The organism is Streptomyces sp. NPDC058678 (genome assembly GCF_042714835.1).
GTDB lineage: Bacteria > Actinomycetota > Actinomycetes > Streptomycetales > Streptomycetaceae > Streptomyces.
The window spans coordinates 77,851-93,237 of the sequence record NZ_JBHXSG010000027.1 but is presented as its reverse complement, the minus strand read 5'-3'; the positions used below and the strand labels follow the sequence as shown (position 1 = coordinate 93,237).

General features: G+C 70.6%; 14 protein-coding genes and 1 pseudogene. 5 read left to right on the top strand and 10 right to left on the bottom strand.

Features of this window, described 5'->3' with window-relative positions; genetic code table 11:
* Positions 1-51: 51 nt before the first annotated feature.
* Complete coding sequence (locus ACFWWR_RS24190; RefSeq protein ID WP_384305224.1) at positions 52-849, top strand: helix-turn-helix domain-containing protein; 798 nt, start codon at positions 52-54, stop codon at positions 847-849.
* A 348-nt stretch (positions 850-1,197) separates the two neighbouring features.
* Here the strand turns inward: ACFWWR_RS24190 and ACFWWR_RS24185 are convergent, their stop codons facing one another.
* The 6 genes from ACFWWR_RS24185 to ACFWWR_RS24160 form a co-directional block, all read right to left on the bottom strand.
* Positions 1,198-2,577 (bottom strand): 8-oxoguanine deaminase, encoded by a 1,380-nt coding sequence (locus ACFWWR_RS24185; RefSeq protein WP_384305221.1) that lies wholly within the window; start codon positions 2,575-2,577, stop codon positions 1,198-1,200.
* 100 nt (positions 2,578-2,677) lie between these two features.
* Positions 2,678-3,607: a factor-independent urate hydroxylase gene (gene pucL, locus ACFWWR_RS24180; protein WP_383861763.1), complete on the bottom strand. Its 930-nt coding sequence runs from the start codon at positions 3,605-3,607 to the stop codon at positions 2,678-2,680.
* A 6-nt stretch (positions 3,608-3,613) separates the two neighbouring features.
* Positions 3,614-4,021 carry a hydroxyisourate hydrolase gene (uraH, locus tag ACFWWR_RS24175; protein WP_383861760.1) on the bottom strand — a complete coding sequence of 136 codons (408 nt, stop codon included), beginning with the start codon at positions 4,019-4,021 and terminating at the stop codon, positions 3,614-3,616.
* 26 nt (positions 4,022-4,047) lie between these two features.
* Entirely contained in the window at positions 4,048-4,557 is a 510-nt protein-coding gene (gene uraD, locus ACFWWR_RS24170; RefSeq protein WP_384305219.1) for a 2-oxo-4-hydroxy-4-carboxy-5-ureidoimidazoline decarboxylase, read from the bottom strand.
* Between the two features lie 154 nt (positions 4,558-4,711).
* Positions 4,712-5,080 carry a helix-turn-helix domain-containing protein gene (locus tag ACFWWR_RS24165; protein WP_217238936.1) on the bottom strand — a complete coding sequence of 123 codons (369 nt, stop codon included), beginning with the start codon at positions 5,078-5,080 and terminating at the stop codon, positions 4,712-4,714.
* Entirely contained in the window at positions 5,077-5,358 is a 282-nt protein-coding gene (locus ACFWWR_RS24160; protein ID WP_384305216.1) for a hypothetical protein, read from the bottom strand. Before ACFWWR_RS24160 ends, ACFWWR_RS24165 begins: the two co-directional genes overlap by 4 nt.
* A 311-nt stretch (positions 5,359-5,669) precedes the next feature.
* On the opposite strand from ACFWWR_RS24160, the gene ACFWWR_RS24155 reads away from it, so the two are divergent.
* The 3 genes from ACFWWR_RS24155 (at position 5,670) to ACFWWR_RS24145 (ending at position 8,094) form a co-directional block, all read left to right on the top strand.
* Complete coding sequence (locus tag ACFWWR_RS24155; protein WP_383861751.1) at positions 5,670-6,509, top strand: TIM barrel protein; 840 nt, start codon at positions 5,670-5,672, stop codon at positions 6,507-6,509.
* Between the two features lie 43 nt (positions 6,510-6,552).
* The gene (locus ACFWWR_RS24150; RefSeq protein ID WP_383861748.1) at positions 6,553-7,446 is read left to right on the top strand and encodes a 2-hydroxy-3-oxopropionate reductase; all 894 of its coding nucleotides are present in this window, start codon (positions 6,553-6,555) and stop codon (positions 7,444-7,446) included.
* 402 nt (positions 7,447-7,848) lie between these two features.
* Complete coding sequence (locus tag ACFWWR_RS24145) at positions 7,849-8,094, top strand: hypothetical protein (RefSeq protein WP_217238932.1); 246 nt, start codon at positions 7,849-7,851, stop codon at positions 8,092-8,094.
* 74 nt (positions 8,095-8,168) lie between these two features.
* Here ACFWWR_RS24145 and ACFWWR_RS24140 read toward each other — a convergent pair whose 3' ends face one another.
* Positions 8,169-11,006: a helix-turn-helix transcriptional regulator gene (locus ACFWWR_RS24140; RefSeq protein WP_383878439.1), complete on the bottom strand. Its 2,838-nt coding sequence runs from the start codon at positions 11,004-11,006 to the stop codon at positions 8,169-8,171.
* A 455-nt stretch (positions 11,007-11,461) separates the two neighbouring features.
* On the opposite strand from ACFWWR_RS24140, the gene ACFWWR_RS24135 reads away from it, so the two are divergent.
* A complete protein-coding gene (locus ACFWWR_RS24135) occupies positions 11,462-11,947 on the top strand; it encodes a MarR family winged helix-turn-helix transcriptional regulator (RefSeq protein WP_384305213.1) in 486 nt (161 codons plus the stop codon).
* 232 nt (positions 11,948-12,179) lie between these two features.
* On the opposite strand, the pseudogene ACFWWR_RS24130 reads toward ACFWWR_RS24135, so the two are convergent.
* The 3 genes and pseudogenes from ACFWWR_RS24130 to ACFWWR_RS24120 form a co-directional block, all read right to left on the bottom strand.
* Positions 12,180-13,400, bottom strand: a pseudogene (locus tag ACFWWR_RS24130) (RNA-guided endonuclease InsQ/TnpB family protein).
* A 428-nt stretch (positions 13,401-13,828) separates the two neighbouring features.
* On the bottom strand, positions 13,829-14,254 hold the full coding sequence (locus ACFWWR_RS24125; protein ID WP_383871940.1) for a hypothetical protein: 426 nt from the start codon (positions 14,252-14,254) through the stop codon (positions 13,829-13,831).
* Positions 14,255-14,415: 161 nt separating this feature from the next.
* A complete protein-coding gene (locus tag ACFWWR_RS24120; RefSeq protein ID WP_384305211.1) occupies positions 14,416-15,333 on the bottom strand; it encodes a hypothetical protein in 918 nt (305 codons plus the stop codon).
* Positions 15,334-15,387: the final 54 nt, after the last annotated feature.

Here is a 15,387-nt window from a genome sequence, read left to right as displayed (position 1 = left end):
CGGCACGGTTGTGACGCCCGCGCGAGTGCGGCGTGCGCCTACCGTGGGAGCGTGACGAATGCCCTCGCCGAGCGCGCCCCGACCGTTCCCGCCGCCCTGCGTCCCTGGATCAGCGGTATCGAGGCGGTGGGCGTCGGGGAGGAGCTGCCGGCGTCGTTCGCCCATGTGCCGGACACGGCGACGAAGTTGGTCGTACGGGTCGAGGCGGGCGGCCGTCATGACGCCCTGGTCATCGGACCTCGCACCCGTGCCTCCTACTACGCGGACGCCGACCGGCGGGTGGCATCCTGCGTCCAGATCAGCCTGGGGCCGGGCACAGTGCGCCCGTTGCTCGGCACACCGGCGGTCGACCTCGTCGGGCGAGCCGTGCCGCTGGGCGCGATGCCGACCGGAACGGCACGGCAACTCGCCGAGGAGCTCGTCGGGTTGGCACCGGAGGAGGTGGTGTCGTACCTGACGGAGCTGCTGCCGGACCTGTCGGTGGCCGACCGCTCGCGCACCCGCCTGCTGCGGTCCGCCGTCGACGCCCTGTCGACGCGGCCGGGCCGCGCCCCCGCACAGGTCAAGGACGTGGCCCGCGAACTCGCCGTCAGCGAGCGGCAGTTGCGCAACCTCTTCTCGGAGGGCGTCGGTCTCTCCCCGAAGCACTACGCCCGAATCGACCGCGTGCGTCAGGTGCTGACCGAGGCACCCCGGGCCGACTGGGCGGAACTTGCCGCCGCCACCGGCTACTACGACCAGTCGCACATGACGTCCGACTTCCGCACGCTGATGGGGGTGCCGCCGAGGTCGTACTTCACCGGACGGCTGCCGGACCCCCAGCCCTGCCAGGCGTTCAGGCGGGGGTGACGCTCGCGATCTCCTCTCCCGCCTCCATCGGATGGGTCACGTCCTGGGCGTCCCGGTCCCTGCCGCTTTGGCTGAGACCAGGTTGAGCAGGACCGCGGCCAGGCGTCGGTGGAGACGCCCGAGCCGGGGACGATCTTCGCGGTCGCCGGGAAGGCATGGCGGAACTCCGGCGCGTGAAAAGGGCAGCGGAGGCCGTTCCGGGGCGCACACGTCCATGCGCGCCCCGGAGACGGCCGCCATGGACCCCGCTCGGGTCCACGGCCACCGGTCGAGGGCCGTCCCCCTCGACCGGAGATCTTCAACTGGTCAGCCCGGCGTGGTGACGGGCCGGTCCTGCGTGGTGACGGGTCAGTCCTGCGCGGCGATCCGCGCCAGGCGCTGGGCCTCGGCCCGCGTGGAGCGGGCGATCGCATCCTCGTCGGCGGTGAGCAGCCGGTTGTCCTCGACGATCTGGCGGCCGTTCACGAAGGAGGCGGTGACCGGGGCAGCCGCGCCGAAGACCAGCGCGGTCACCGGGTCGGCGATCGAGGCGTGGGCCAGTGTGTCCAGGTTCCACAGCACCAGGTCGGCGAGCTTGCCGGGTTCCAGGGAGCCGATCTCGCCCGCGCGGCCCAGGACCTGGGCGCCGCCGTACGTCCCGAGGCGCAGCGCCTGACGGGCGTTCAGGGCGGCCTCGCGGTGGGCGCCGAGGCGGTTGATGAGCAGGGCGTTGCGCAGTTCGGTGTGGAGTTCGCCGGACTCGTTGGACGCCGTGCCGTCGACGCCGAGGCCGATTGGGACGCCGGCGGCGAGCATGTCCGGGACCCTCGCGATCCCCGCCGCCAGACGGGCGTTGGACGAAGGACAGTGGGCGACACCCGTCTTCGTACGGGCGAAGGCGGCGATGTCGGAGTCGTTCATGTGGACGCAGTGCGCCATCCACACGTCCTCGCCGAGCCAGCCGGTGGACTCGAAGTAGTCGGTCGGGCCCATGCCGAACAGTTCCTTGCAGAACTGCTCCTCCTCCACGGTCTCCGAGCCGTGGGTGTGCAGCCGTACACCGAGGCGACGCGCCAGCTCGGCGCCCTGCTTGAGGAGTTCGGTGGACACGGAGAAGGGCGAGCAGGGCGCCACGGCGACCTGGGTCATCGCGTCGAAGGAGGCGTCGTGGTGCTGCCTCACGGTCTCCTCGGTCGCGGCGAGGGCACCCTCCAGGGTCTCGACGGCGAAGTCCGGGGGCAGACCGCCGTTCTTCTCGCTGCGGTCCATGGAACCGCGCGCGAGGGTGAAGCGGACACCCATGTCGCGGGCGGCGCCGATGATCGCGCCGGACAGGTCGCCGGAACCGTGCGGGAAGACGTAGTGGTGATCCATGGCGGTGGTGACACCGCCCCGGGCCATCATCGCGAGCGAGCCCTCGGCGGCCGCGCGGACCATCTGCTCGTCGATGCGCGCCCAGGTCGGGTACAGCGCGACGAGCCAGTCGAAGAGGTTGTGGTCGGTGGCCAGGCCCCGGGTGATCCACTGGTAGTAGTGGTGGTGGGTGTTGACCAGGCCGGGGGTCACGAGGTGACCGGTGGCGTCGATCCTGCGTACGACGTTCTCCAGGCCCTCGGGCGCCTTGCCCGCGCCCAGCGCCTCGATGCGGTTGCCGGCGACGACCACGTACCCGTTCGCGTACTCGGTGTCGTCGGCGTCCACCGTCGCGATCGAACAGTTCTCGATGACGATGCGCCGGTCTGCTGCCATGATGCGTCCTTTTCGCTGTGTGGAGTGGGCACGGCAGGACCCTGGGATTTGAGTGCCGCGGCCCGCACAGGCGGGCCGCGGGTGCCGCATGGGGAGTTGCTCAGAGGTTGGTGAGGTCCACCGGGATCTTCGCCTCGCAGCCGTCCCGCAGGACGGTCGCCTCTATCAGGCCGTACGGGCGGTCGGCCGCGAAGTACACAGCACCGTCCTCGGTGGCGTTCTTCAGCCCGAAGGGTTCGAGGTCCACGAGGAAGTGGTGCTTGTTCGGCAGCGAGAAGCGGACCTCGTCGATCTCGCTGCGGCTGTCGATGATCCGCGAGCCCATCTGGTAGAGGGTCTGCTGGAGCGACAGCGAGTACGTCTCGGCGAAGGCCTGCAGCATGTGCTTCTTGACCTGCTCGTAGGAGTTCTCCCAGTGGGGCATCTCCTGCTCGTCGTCGGACCAGTTGAAGCGCCAGCGGGCGGCGACCTCGGTGGCCAGGATGCGGTCGTACGCCTCGGGAAGCGTCGTGTACTTGTCCTTGACGTAGCCCCAGAACTCGGAGTCGGTCGAGTTCATCACGACGAGGTCCTTGAGGCCCGAGACGACCTCCCAGGACTCGCCGTCGTACGTGACCTGGGTCAGCCGGGTCTCCTGGCCCTTGCGGACGAAGGAGTGCGCTCCGTTCCCGGAGTGCTCGATCCGCTCCCAGGCGTACTCCTCGACGCGGATGCGCGCCGTCTTGATCGGCTCCTGGCTCGTGACGAAGTGCCGGGCCAGGTGGATGCCGAACTGCTCGGCGGACTCGATGCCGTGTTCCTTGGCGAACGCGTACACCGTGTTCTTGGTGGTGTCGGTCGGCAGCACGTTGGCGTTCGAGCCGGAGTAGTGGACCTCGTCCATGTCGCCGGAGAGCGCCACGGAGACGTTCAGGTCCTTGATGTGGTGGGTGGCGCCGTCCCGCGTGATCTTCACGACTCGGTTCTCGGCCTTGCCGTACTGGTTCTGTCCCAGGAGCACAGGGCGGTCAGGGCGGGAAACGTCTGTCATCTTCTGCTAGCTCCCTCGGTAAACGGAGTAGCCGAACGGGTTGAGCAGCAGCGGTACGTGGTAGTGCTCGCCGGGCTTGACGGCGAAGGTGATCGCCACTTCCGGGAAGAACACCCCAGGGCCGCTGTCCCGATTCGCGGGGGCGTCCTGCTGCGCATCGGCTTGCTTGTTCTCGACATTGTTTTCGAAGTACGGCTCCACGGAGAAGTCGAGCCGTACGTGTGTGGTGTCCTCCGGCAGCGTCGGCAGGTCCTTGCACCGCCCGTCCGCGTCGGTCGCGGAGCCGCCGAGCGCCTGCCAGTCCGCCTCGCGCCCCTGCCGAGCGGAGAGCTGGACGGCGACTCCCCGGGCGGGGCGGCCGATGCTGGTGTCGAGGATGTGCGTCGACACCGAGGCGGTGGTGCTGGTGCTCATGCTGCGTCAGTCCTCTTCGGTCTTCGTCAGTCTTCTTCGACGATGCGGGCCAGCCGGATACGGTTGATCTTGCCCAGCTCGGTGCGGACGATCTCCCGCTCCTGCTCCGGCGGGTTGCCGATCCGCTCCTCGACCGCGTCGCGCATCTGCTCGCCGGTCCGGCCGGTGGCGCAGATCAGGAAGACGTGGCCGAACTTCTCCTGGTACGCCAGGTTCAGCTCCAGCATCTGCGCCTTGAGCTCCTCGGAGGCGCCGGCCATGCCACGCTGTTCCCGCGCCGAGGTCGGGTCGCCCGGCTTCGGACGGCCGATCGGCGGGTGCCCGGCCATGGCCTCGGCGAGGTCCTGGGCGCTCAGCTCGGCCATCGCGGCGTCACTGGCGGTGTAGAGGTCTTCGGCGGTGGCGTAGGGGCGGGCTGCGAGCAGCCGCTCGGCCCATGCCGTGGAGGCGCACGCCTCGTGGAGGGCGGCGGAGGCCGCGTGTTTCTCCAGGGCGTTGAACCGGGCCAGGCCCGGGGGCGTGGAAGTCGACGTCACGGGAGCCTCCGTGGCCGCGAACGGCCTTCGTACTGATCGGGCTGCCGCCAGCTAACGCCCTCCGGAAGAGCGCGTCAACACTTTGTTGAAAATTCCGGGTTACAAGGCCGGTCCGGGGCCGGCGATCCGACCCTGTTGCCCAGCGAGCCCGACCTCAGCTCCCTTTCTCACGGTTGAGGTAGTTGTAGACCGTGAAGCGGCTCACGCCGAGCGCGCTCGCCACAGTCTCCACGCCGTGCCGTACGGAGAAGGCGCCGCGCGCCTCCAGTATGCGTACGACCTCCTGCTTGGCCTTGCGGTCCAGGTCGGCGAGGGGCTTGCCCTTCTTGCGCTCCATGGCGGCCAGGATGTGGTCGAGGGAGTCGGCGAGCTGCGGCAGGCGCACGGCGACGACGTCGGCACCCTCCCAGGCGAGCACGACGTCGTCGGGGCCGGCCTCGTCCGGCGGGACCAGCTCGCCGCCCATCGCATCGACCAGCGGCTTCACGGCCGTGATGAAGGGCTCGTCCCCGGTACCGGTCACTTCTCGCCCCCTCTGGTGACGCCCTCGCCGGCCTCGTGCTCGCCGATCACGTTGAGCTGGAGCGAGATCCGGGTGGCGCCGGACTCCAGGGTCCGGCGCAGCAGGGCGTCCACGGCGCTCAGCACGGCGTCGGCGCCACCCTCAGCCGTGTTGCCGAACGGTCCGACGTCCACCGCGTCCAGTTCGGCCGCCTCGACGACCTCGCGGGCCACCAGTGCGTGCGCGGGCGCCTCGTCGAGGTCGAAGGGCTCGGTCGTGAACTCGACTCTCAATCGCACTGTGCCCCCATAGCGGCTCTGACCTGCATGTTCTCCCACCCTTCCAAGAGAGCGGGCACCTGCGGGGCACATCCGGGACACCTTGCGCATCGCGCCGTCCCGGTCGCCCCGAGACGACCTTAACGGACGCACCTGCGGCGATCGGCGGGGCGCCGACAAGCACTCGGACGGAGAGCCAAGAAGGCTCAGGCAGCGGGCGCGTTTTCGTGGGCGGCCCTTGACAGCCCTCAGCGACTCCAGGCAATCTTCCATTAAGCAGAAACAAACTTCCGCAATACGAAATTACAAGTGAGCAAGGGGGCGCCACCCCGATGGGCTTCGCAGACCAGCGCTTCAACGTCAACCTGTCGATCCTCTTCACGGAACTCCCGCTCCTGGAGCGCCCCGCGGCCGCCGCCGCGGCCGGCTTCACCGCGGTCGAGCTGTGGTGGCCCTGGATCGACTCCCCCACCCCCGAGCGGTCCGAACTCGACGCCCTCAAGAAGGCGATCGAGGACGCGGGCGTCCAGCTCACCGGGCTGAACTTCTACGCCGGACAGCTGCCCGGCCCGGACCGGGGTGCCCTGTCGGTCCCGGGCGAGGAGTCGGAACGGTTCCGCGCCAACATCGACGTGGCGGCCGGTTTCGCCGAGTCTCTGGGCTGCAGGGCCCTCAACGCGCTGTACGGCAACCGTGTCGCGGGCGTGGACCCGGCCGAGCAGGACGCGCTCGCCCTGGAGAACCTGGTGCTCGCGGCCCGGGCGGCCGACCAAATCGGCGCGATCCTGCTGATCGAGGCGCTGAACAAGCCCGAGTCACCGCTGTACCCGCTGGTGAGCGCACCCGCCGCCGTGGGGATCGTCGACAAGGTCGACCAGGCGTCCGGGCTCGGCAACGCACGCTTCCTGATGGACCTCTACCACCTGTCGAGGAACGGCGAGGACCTGCCGTCGGTGATCGAGCGGTACGCCGCGAGGACCGGCCATGTGCAGATCGCCGACAACCCCGGTCGCGGTGCACCGGGTACGGGCTCACTCCCCCTCGAAGACCTCCTCGACCAGCTCGGGAAGGCCGGTTACGAGGGCTGGGTCGGCCTGGAGTACAAGCCGGGCGACCGTCCGAGCGCGGAGGCGTTCGACTGGCTGCCGGCCGGGGCCCGAGCCGCCCGCTGAGCGGCAGTTCACAGACGCAGAAAGCAGTGAGAGAGGCATCCTCATGACCACGAACCTCCCCAAGATCGCCTGGATTGGCCTCGGGATCATGGGCTCCCCCATGTCCGAGAACCTGATCAAGGCGGGTTACGACGTCACCGGCTTCACGCTGGAGCAGGACAAGCTCGACCGGCTGGCCGCCGCCGGCGGCACCGCGGCCGGCTCGATCGCCGAGGCCGTCCGGGACGCCGACGTCGTGATCACGATGGTGCCCGCCTCTCCTCAGGTCGAGGCCATCGCCTACGGCCCGGACGGCATCCTGGAGAACGCGCGGTCCGGCGCGCTGCTGATCGACATGTCCTCGATCACCCCGCAGACGTCCGTGGACCTCGCGAAGGCGGCCGGGGACAAGGGCATCCGGGTCCTGGACGCGCCCGTGTCCGGCGGCGAGGCCGGTGCCGTCGAGGCCGTGCTGTCCATCATGGTCGGCGGCGAGCAGGCCGACTTCGACGAGGCGGAGCCGGTCTTCGAGGTGCTCGGCAAGACGATCGTGCTGTGCGGTCCGCACGGCTCCGGTCAGACCGTGAAGGCCGCGAACCAGCTGATCGTCGCCGTGAACATCCAGGCGTGCGCCGAGGCCGTGGTCTTCCTGGAGAAGTCGGGCGTGGACCTGAAGGCCGCCCTCGACGTCCTCAACGGCGGACTGGCCGGCTCCACCGTGCTGACGCGCAAGAAGGACAACTTCCTGAACCGCGACTTCAAGCCGGGCTTCCGTATCGACCTGCACCACAAGGACATGGGCATCGTCACGGACGCCGCCCGCAACGTCGGCGCGGCACTGCCCGTCGGTGCCGTGGTCGCCCAGCTGGTCGCCAGTCTGCGTACGCAGGGCGACGGCGGCCTCGACCACTCGGCGCTGCTCCGGTCGGTGGAGCGCCTGTCCGGCGCCCAGGTCTGAAGCCCCTCCCTCAAGCTCCGGGCGGCGTCGGCGCTGACAACTGTCCTGTCGCGCCCAGGCGTCGGCGCCGCCCGGAATCCATTTCGACAGCCCGGGACGACCGAACTCCCTGACCGCGCCCGGCCATCGGCGACCCGGATGAGGGGTGGCCGACCGGTCATAGGGGCGCGGGCAGGGCCGGGACCGCGGCGGCGTGCGAGCCAGTGCGGTGGTGAAGGACCGGGGACCCTCTTCCCGACCTGAGGGAAGGGCGTCCCGGGCTCCGTCGCAACCGCCGCGGTCCCAGGATCCCCGGCGAGCGCCGGATGCGGACGACCCCGCATCCGGCGCTCACCGGCGCTACCGGGACGTGCGGGGGCACTCCGGGGTGCGGATCCGCCCCGCCCGCAGGAGCCTGAAGGCATGGCACCTCCGGCACACCCCACGCAGCATCCGCACATCGTGGTCCACGCCCCCGCCCTGGACGGCTCGCGGCGCGTGACCTGGGACGACGAGAACCTCGGCGTAGCCTCGCACCTGGACGACGTGGTCGAGTTCCTACGTCTCGCGGACCTCGACCAGGTCGAGGTCGAGGAGAGCGACATCATCGAGTGGCAGGGCGGCGGCCCCGACGACTGGCCGGGCCTCTCCGAGCACCACGAGCAGTGAGCCCGCGCGCCCCGTACCATCCACGTACGCCACCGGTCGTAGGCGGGCTATGGAACCGTGCGTGGCTCATCCTCTCAGGAAGGCCTCGGCGTGCGCCCCGCCATCAGGCCCGCCAGCGCTGCCCGCGATGAGACTCCCGTCTTGCGGTAGACCCGGGAGATGTGGGTCTCGACCGTGCGGCGGCTCAGGCAGAGTCGTTCGGCGATCGCCGGGCTGGTAAGGCCGTCGGCGACGAGGTCGGCGATCTCCCGTTCGCGGGCGGTCAGTTCGGCGAGGCGGCGCTCGGGCCCGTCAGCGGCAGCGGCCACCGCCGGGCCGACCGCCTCGGCAAGACCGGTCAGCATCCCGCAGCCCCCGGCCATGGCGAGCCGCCGCCCCCGGTGCCAGGCCGCCTGCCCGCGCCGCGAGCCGCCCGGGTCCGCCGCCATCAGGGAGGCGCCGAAGAGCAGGGAGAACGCCTCCCAGAACACCCCTCCGCTGCGGGCGCTCTCGTCGGCCGCCGCCACGAACAGGTTGGCCGCCGCCTTGTCGTCACCGAGACCGAGGCGTATCTGCGCGGCGCTGCGCATGGCAGAGGCGCGCTGCACGGGCAGATCGAGCCGCTCGGCCTCCTCGTGGGCCCGCTCGGCCCAGTCCTTCGCCGCGTCCAGGTCACCCATGGTGACGGCGGCGGTCACCAGGACCTCCAGGAACAGCGGACGCATGGAGGGCTGCATGCGCCGCAGGCCGGGGCCGCCGGCACGCAGGACCGCCTCCCGGGCACGAGCCGGGTCGCCGGCAGTGAGCGCCGCGTAGCCGAGTACACACCAAGCGATGGACGCCCACCAGTTGACGCCCAGACCCGCCGCGGCCACCGCCTCCTCGGCGGTGGCCAGTGGCCGCGGATCGCCCGGTGGGCAGGCGTCGACCAGGGCGTGGGCCCTGGTGGCGAGGACGAAGGCGAGCAGTTCGTCACTGCCGATGCCGCGGGCGATGTCCTCGGCCTCCTCGGACAGTTCCACCGCCGACGCGAGCCGGCAGGTCTGGGTGCGCACGTGTGTCTTGCACAGGAGAAGGTGGGGCAGGAGGTAGATCTGGCCGGTGCGGCGGGCAATGGCCAGGCCGCGATCGGCGTGCCGCTCGGCGTCGGCGAAGCGCTCCAGGAACGCCTCCGCCCAGGCCAGCCGTACCAGCGGCTCGCACAGGCCGGTCAGATCGCCGTCCGGCAGCGAGTCCACGAGGGCCGCCGCCCGGCGGGTGAAGTCGTCCGCCGCGGCCGTCTCCCCCTCGTACGCCTCCCCCAGCGCCGCGACGCTCAGCGCACCCGCCACCCCCGTCTCGTCCCCGAGGGAGCGGGCCACCTCCAGGGTGTGTGCCACCTCGGAGCGCACCGCCTGGTACGAGGTGTCGTGCGGGGCCGAGGAGCCCAGCTCCAGGCCCAGCGCCACCTGGTCGGCGAGCGACGGCGCGGGATCAGTGCGGTGCAACTCGCGGCGGAGCAGGGCGACCGCCTCCGAGTAACGCCCCAGATGGCGCTCCATGACGGCGCACAGCACGACAGCAGACGCCCGCGACCCCGTCCCGTCGCCCGGGTCGGGCAGGGCGATCACCTGGTGCAACAGGTCCCGGCTCTCCCGGAGCCGGCCGCCGACGCCCAGCGCCCGGGCCCGCCGCAGCATCAACTCGCGCCGTCTGGCCGCGTGTTCCGGCGTGTGCGGCAGATGCCGCAGCACCACCTCAAGCCAGTGCGCGCTGCTCGCGGGCGCCGTCTGCGCGGCCTGCTCGGCGGCCTCGTCCAGCACCGCCGCCGCCCGCGGGTCCCAGCCGGACAGCGACTGCTCGGCGTGGTGCGCCCGCCCGGCCAACGGGGCGCCGGTACTGGCGAGTTCGGCGCCGACGAGCCGGTGGATCTCCGTGCGCTGCCAGGGGTCGGTGCCGTCGCGGACGAGGCTGCGCAGCACGGGGTGACGCAGCGCGATCCGCCCGTGCGTGCCGGTGCGCAGCAGGTCGCGCCGGGTCAGTACGGCGAGATCGTCGGCCAGTTGCCCCGGCTCGTGGCCGGTCACCGGGCCGAGCAGCGCGGGCGTGGCGTGGTCGCCCAGAGCTGCCACCACTTGGACGAGCCGGCCCTGCGACGGCGTCAGCGGGGTCAGCTCGTCGAGCAGCAGCGCCCCGAGGCCGGTCGTGGACAGTCGGCTCACCGACGCGCCCTCGCGGTGCGCCTGGAGCAGGGTCAGCAGGTACAGCGGGTTGCCCTCGCTCGCGGTGAAGAGCCGTACGGCCTGGTCGCGGGCCAGGGCAGGGGTGAGCAGTTCGACGCAGTCCCGCTCGCCGAGCGGGCCGAGGACCGTCCGCCGTACCGTGCCGGTCTCCGTGCCGCGGGTGAGGGTCGCGGCAAGCGGCGCGGGGCTCTGCCGGTCGCGGCGGGCGAGGACCAGCAGGACGCGGGCGCGCACGGGGTGCCGTACGAGATGGTCGAGGAGTTCCAGCGACGCGGCGTCCGCCCAGTGCATGTCGTCCAGGACCACGACCAGCCCGGACGCCGCGGCGTGGGTCAGCAGGGCGGCGGTGGCCCGGTGCAGGTGGAAGCGGTCCGTGCTGCGGGGAGCGCCGCTCAGCACCGGGGCGACCTCGGCAGCCTCCGGGAAGGATTCGACGGCCTCCGGGGCGAGGTCGGAGAAGGCGTCGGTGAACGGCTGGAACGGGATGTGACGTTCGTACTCCGTCGCCCGGCCGCGCAGCACCGCCGCCCCGCGCCGCGTCGCGGCCAGGCACAGCTCGTGGACCAGCCGGCTCTTGCCGATGCCCGCCTCACCGCCGACGTCCAGCACCGCCGGGCGGCCGGGCACGTCCCCCACCAGTTCCGCCAGGAGCCGGTCGAGCCGCGCGAGTTCCGCTTCTCTGCCGACCAGCGGTGTCCGTTCCGTCGTCATACCCTCACGCCCCCGCGACAGTTGGTGCCCCCGCACATCCTGTCGTACGCCACTGACAACCTGTGGCCTGGTGTCCTCGATCTCACACCGCGTCGACGGCTACGCGTCGACGGCGAGCCGCCGGCCCGAGCGGGTGGGCGTCGATCAGCGCGGGACGGGCAACCCTCGTCCGGGTGGGACGGGTGGGCCGAACGGATACGGCAACTACGTAACCGATCTACGTAACAACACGATCGTCCCGGCCCGACGGGGAGGGCGGATGTTGATCGCCGGCGTAGTGGCGGGGATCGTCCTGATCGGGCACGAGGACTCCTTCGTTCAGCGCGCAGGGACGTGAGCGGGGCATGTGCTCCATCACGGCATCAGGTCCAAGCTGTCGGACCCTGTGACCAGCGATTACATTAAGGTCTCTTCTGGATAATCCGTCTCGGATCGATTTGCTCTACGCTGGCGGGATGACCGCCATGTCGCCCGCGCGCACCGAACCGGACCTGTCGTTCCTCCTCGACCACACCAGTCACGTCCTGCGGAGCAAGATGTCCGCCGCCCTCGCCGAGATCGGCCTGACCGCCCGGATGCACTGCGTGCTCGTCCACGCCCTGGAGGAGGAGCGCACCCAGATCCAGCTCGCCGAGATCGGCGACATGGACAAGACCACGATGGTGGTGACGGTGGACGCCCTGGAGGAGGCAGGTCTGGCCGAGCGCCGCCCTTCCAGCAGGGACCGGCGGGCCCGGATCATCGCCGTCACCGACGAGGGCGCTCGCGTCGCCGAGCAGAGTCAGAAGATCGTCGAACGCGTACATCGCGACGCCCTGGCCACGCTTCCCGGCGGAGACAGGGAGGCCCTCCTGCGGGCCCTGAAACACCTGGTCGGCGACGGCCTGGCGAACCCCGTGGAGGCCCCGCGCACCGCCCGCCGGGCACGCCAGTCCAGGTAAGCGGGGAAGCCGGACCAAAAGTAAGAACCGCCCCGAGCCAGTGCATCAGCGGGAAGTGCATGGATGCGGAATGCCGCAGTCGATGTCCCCAGCCACCACGTCAGACTGCCGGTCGACCGGTCCGCGTCGCCCGTCTCCGCTACCTGCCAGGGCTCAGGAGGAATGAGGGCGGGCCGCCCCGCATGCGTGATGAATTGAATCCTCCCCTCCCTGAAGGGAGGGGATTCCTGGCTCAGGCAGCCTCTTGGAGCAGCGCTCCAGGAGGTCTTGCGCCATCAGCACCAGCCGGGTTGAGACCAGCCCGGACGAGCATCACGCGTGCGGAGTTCTTGTCCCGTGGGGACACCGCTCCGCACGCGGCGCAGGTGTAGGTGCGCATTCCCAGCGGCAGTGCGTGCTTGGCTCTCGCATCGCAGTGCGCGCAGTCCATCGTGGTGTGCGCGGGGTGTACCAGGCGGATGTCCCGCCCGTGCTTGCGGCCCATCTCGATCAGAGCGGCCTTGGTGGCGCCGATGGCGGCGTCAGCGGCCTTGCGGGCCATGCTGGTCCGAGCGAGGAACTTCGGGCGGAAGTCCTCGACAGCGACGGCGTCGTGGTCGCGGACAACTTTCTTGGCCCACTTGCGGCCGGTGTCCTGACGCTGCCTGGCGACCTTCTTGTAGGCCTTCGCCCGCAGTTACTTCGCCTCGCGGTAGCCCTTCGATCCGGGCCGGCCCTTCTCCGGCCTGCGGCGGGCCATCATCCGGTCATACCGGGTCAGCTTCGTCCGGGCCTTCCTGCCGTACCCGGCGTGCGGCAGGTCGTGCGCGTCGGGCGTGGTGGTCGCGGTCTCCTTCACACCCCAGTCGACGCCAAGTACGCGACCGGTTTCCGGCAGCGGCTGGACCTGGGCGGGGACGACGAAGGAGCAGTACCAGTGCCCGAGGCTGTCCTGGTACACGCGCACCGAGGACGGCTCACCCGGCAGTTCCCGCGACCACACCACCGTCACCACGATGCCGCCCGCCAGGTGCAGCCGGCCCTCCTTCAACCGGAACCCGCGCTTCGTGTAGTTGAGGGTCGGCAGCGCCTCGCGCTTGGTCTTCCACTTCGGCATCCCGGTCCGGCGCGCCATGGGCAGGCGCTCCGTGATGTCCTTGTGCGCCTTGGCGCGGGAGCGGCCGAAGTCGCGGATGATCTGCTGCTGGGGAACCGACGATCCCTCACGCAGCCACGGCGTCGTCTTCCGGGCTTGGGTCAGCATCCTGTCGAGCTGAGCAGGACCGCACGTGGCCTGCTGGCCGGTGGACTTGTTGTGCAGGTTTACGGCCTGAGACTTGGCGACGCATTCGTTCCACACCCAGCGGCACCGGTCCCACTCCGCCGCCAGGGCGGTGCGAGCGGTCAACGACACGCGCAACCGGTACGTGTAGCGGGCATGCCCGACCCCCGCCGCCACTCCCGCATGTGTCATCTCGCCCCCACAGCCCCGGCCAGGACATGCGCCGCCCCGAACCCTTTGAAGGACCGTATGTACGACAGCCGCACAAACGCACCCCGATCCCACGGCAACCACCCCGACCAGCGATCACAGGAACACGCGTTCGCATCACCTCGGCGATACCGGCAGCAGTACGGGCGCTCCGCGCCCTGAACCGGATGCGGCGACGCTCCGCCTCGCGACCCCCGGATGCGATTCCTCCCCGGCGTGAACGCCAGGGCCTCCTCGCAAGGAACAGGTGAAGCCACTGATGAATGGGCTGTTGTGTACCCACCGAAACCGATCTGGACAGTCAGGCCCTGCGGTTCCTGTCCGGCCTGCTGCGGACTCGACGCCGCGGGCTTGCACCCGGTGGCGCCGCCTCTCGGCGGACCGGCGGGCCATCTCGCCAGGGGGTCGCGCTAGCTGGGCGGCCACCGGAGAACGTGCCCACCGAACGACATCAGCGGCGAGCCGGGCCCGCGCACCCCATCCTCGTACCGCCAGTAGCTCAGGCCGACGGTCCCGGAAAGGAACCCGGCGAGAAAGCCCAGCGCCAGCGGGCCCACCGGGTTGGGGGCCCCCTCCTCGGCCACTTGCCCGCCGACCTCGAAGATCGCCACCCCGAACCCGAGCGCCGCCGCTACCCCGGCCAGGCCCAGCACCAGCCACGCCCACCGGCGGCTCCTGGTCGCCGCGACACTGAGCACCTTGAACTTCAGCGGCTTCTGGCAGCTCCCGCATTCCAGCGCCTCCACCCGCCGGCCCTTCTCCGGCCGCTCGATGTCGATCGGATAGAGAGCAAACTGGCGAACGACATGGCTGCTGTGGATGTCCTTGGACACCATGTGCGCATATCTCAGACCTGGATACGGCCCCAATTCCCGCTTACCCATAGCAGCCTCCCTGTATCAGATACCTGTCGGACCGTCCCGAAAATCGGTCAATCCTTCCGCCACCAGCTCTTCCGTGAACCCACGGCCCCGTCGGTCGCCGGGCCCCCACATGCTCAATCTCCTAAACTCGGGGAGCGCAGGACGTCGTTCACGTCGAAGCTGAACGTCGGCGTCGGGTACAGCGGGTCGGGCACACCCGTGGCGTCGGGCACGTCGTACGGGTCGGCGGTGGGCTTGCCCTCGGGGCTGCAGACGTTCGGCGCCGCTGGAGGCGACAGCTCGTACTTGGCCACCCGCTCGGTCCTGAATTTCACGTCCCCGCCGGAGATGTTGAGGCCCCCGGACTCGGTGCTGATCTGCTCGGGCAGTTCCTTGCTCTTGAGGGGCCTGCCGACGTACACCGCGACCAGAGCCCCCGCGCAGACGCTGCGGTCGCCGACGTAGAGCCTCTCCGGCGGTTTCACGAGGTGCTCCTTGCGTCCGTCGACGCGCAGCTCGGTCCGCTTCACGGAGTCCATGTCGAAGTAGTAGTCCGGCGGGGCCCCCGTGGCACTGGTCGTGTACTCTCCGGCGCCCGCCGAGCCGTAGGTGAGCTTCCAGAACTCCACCTGAACGGTGATCGTTTCGCACAGCGGGCCGGAGTAGCCCTCCACGCTCTCGTCGATCGTGACCGGGTCCTTGGAGGTGTCGACGCCTGCGGCGGGGGCATCGGCATGTAGTCGCACCCAGTCCACGGCCTGTTCCGTCGTCCACTCCCCGTTGGGGTGGCAGCCCTTGGCGTTGGTCGGGTAGGGCGGGGAGGGCGTGGCCGACGGGGTGGTCGGGGCAGTGGTGGCAGTGCCGGTCGCGGAGGGCGTGGCGGCCGATGCGTCGGTGCCGCCTCCGTCGCCCGAGCAGCCGGCCGTCAGCAGCGCGACGGCCGCCAGCAGGGCGGTGACCGGAGCGGCGGCATACCGAGCCGGCCGGTTACGTCCCGTCGGGGTGGTGGCGCGGACCAGCCACCGTACCCGGTCTCCTGCAGACTCCAGCAACGTCATCATCCCGACCTGTGCTCAGTGGCTCTACCGGTCGCGCACGGTTCATCC

Excerpts from the sequence above, each read along its gene's own strand:
- ACFWWR_RS24185 (WP_384305221.1), bottom strand. The coding sequence starts at position 2,577 with ATGGCAGCAGACCGGCGCATCGTCATCGAGAACTGTTCGATCGCGACG.
- pucL (WP_383861763.1), bottom strand. The coding sequence starts at position 3,607 with ATGACAGACGTTTCCCGCCCTGACCGCCCTGTGCTCCTGGGACAGAAC.
- uraH (WP_383861760.1), bottom strand. The coding sequence starts at position 4,021 with ATGAGCACCAGCACCACCGCCTCGGTGTCGACGCACATCCTCGACACC.
- ACFWWR_RS24155 (WP_383861751.1), top strand. The coding sequence starts at position 5,670 with ATGGGCTTCGCAGACCAGCGCTTCAACGTCAACCTGTCGATCCTCTTC.
- ACFWWR_RS24150 (WP_383861748.1), top strand. The coding sequence starts at position 6,553 with ATGACCACGAACCTCCCCAAGATCGCCTGGATTGGCCTCGGGATCATG.
- ACFWWR_RS24145 (WP_217238932.1), top strand. The coding sequence starts at position 7,849 with ATGGCACCTCCGGCACACCCCACGCAGCATCCGCACATCGTGGTCCAC.
- ACFWWR_RS24140 (WP_383878439.1), bottom strand. The coding sequence starts at position 11,006 with ATGACGACGGAACGGACACCGCTGGTCGGCAGAGAAGCGGAACTCGCG.
- ACFWWR_RS24135 (WP_384305213.1), top strand. The coding sequence starts at position 11,462 with ATGACCGCCATGTCGCCCGCGCGCACCGAACCGGACCTGTCGTTCCTC.
- ACFWWR_RS24125 (WP_383871940.1), bottom strand. The coding sequence starts at position 14,254 with ATGGTGTCCAAGGACATCCACAGCAGCCATGTCGTTCGCCAGTTTGCT.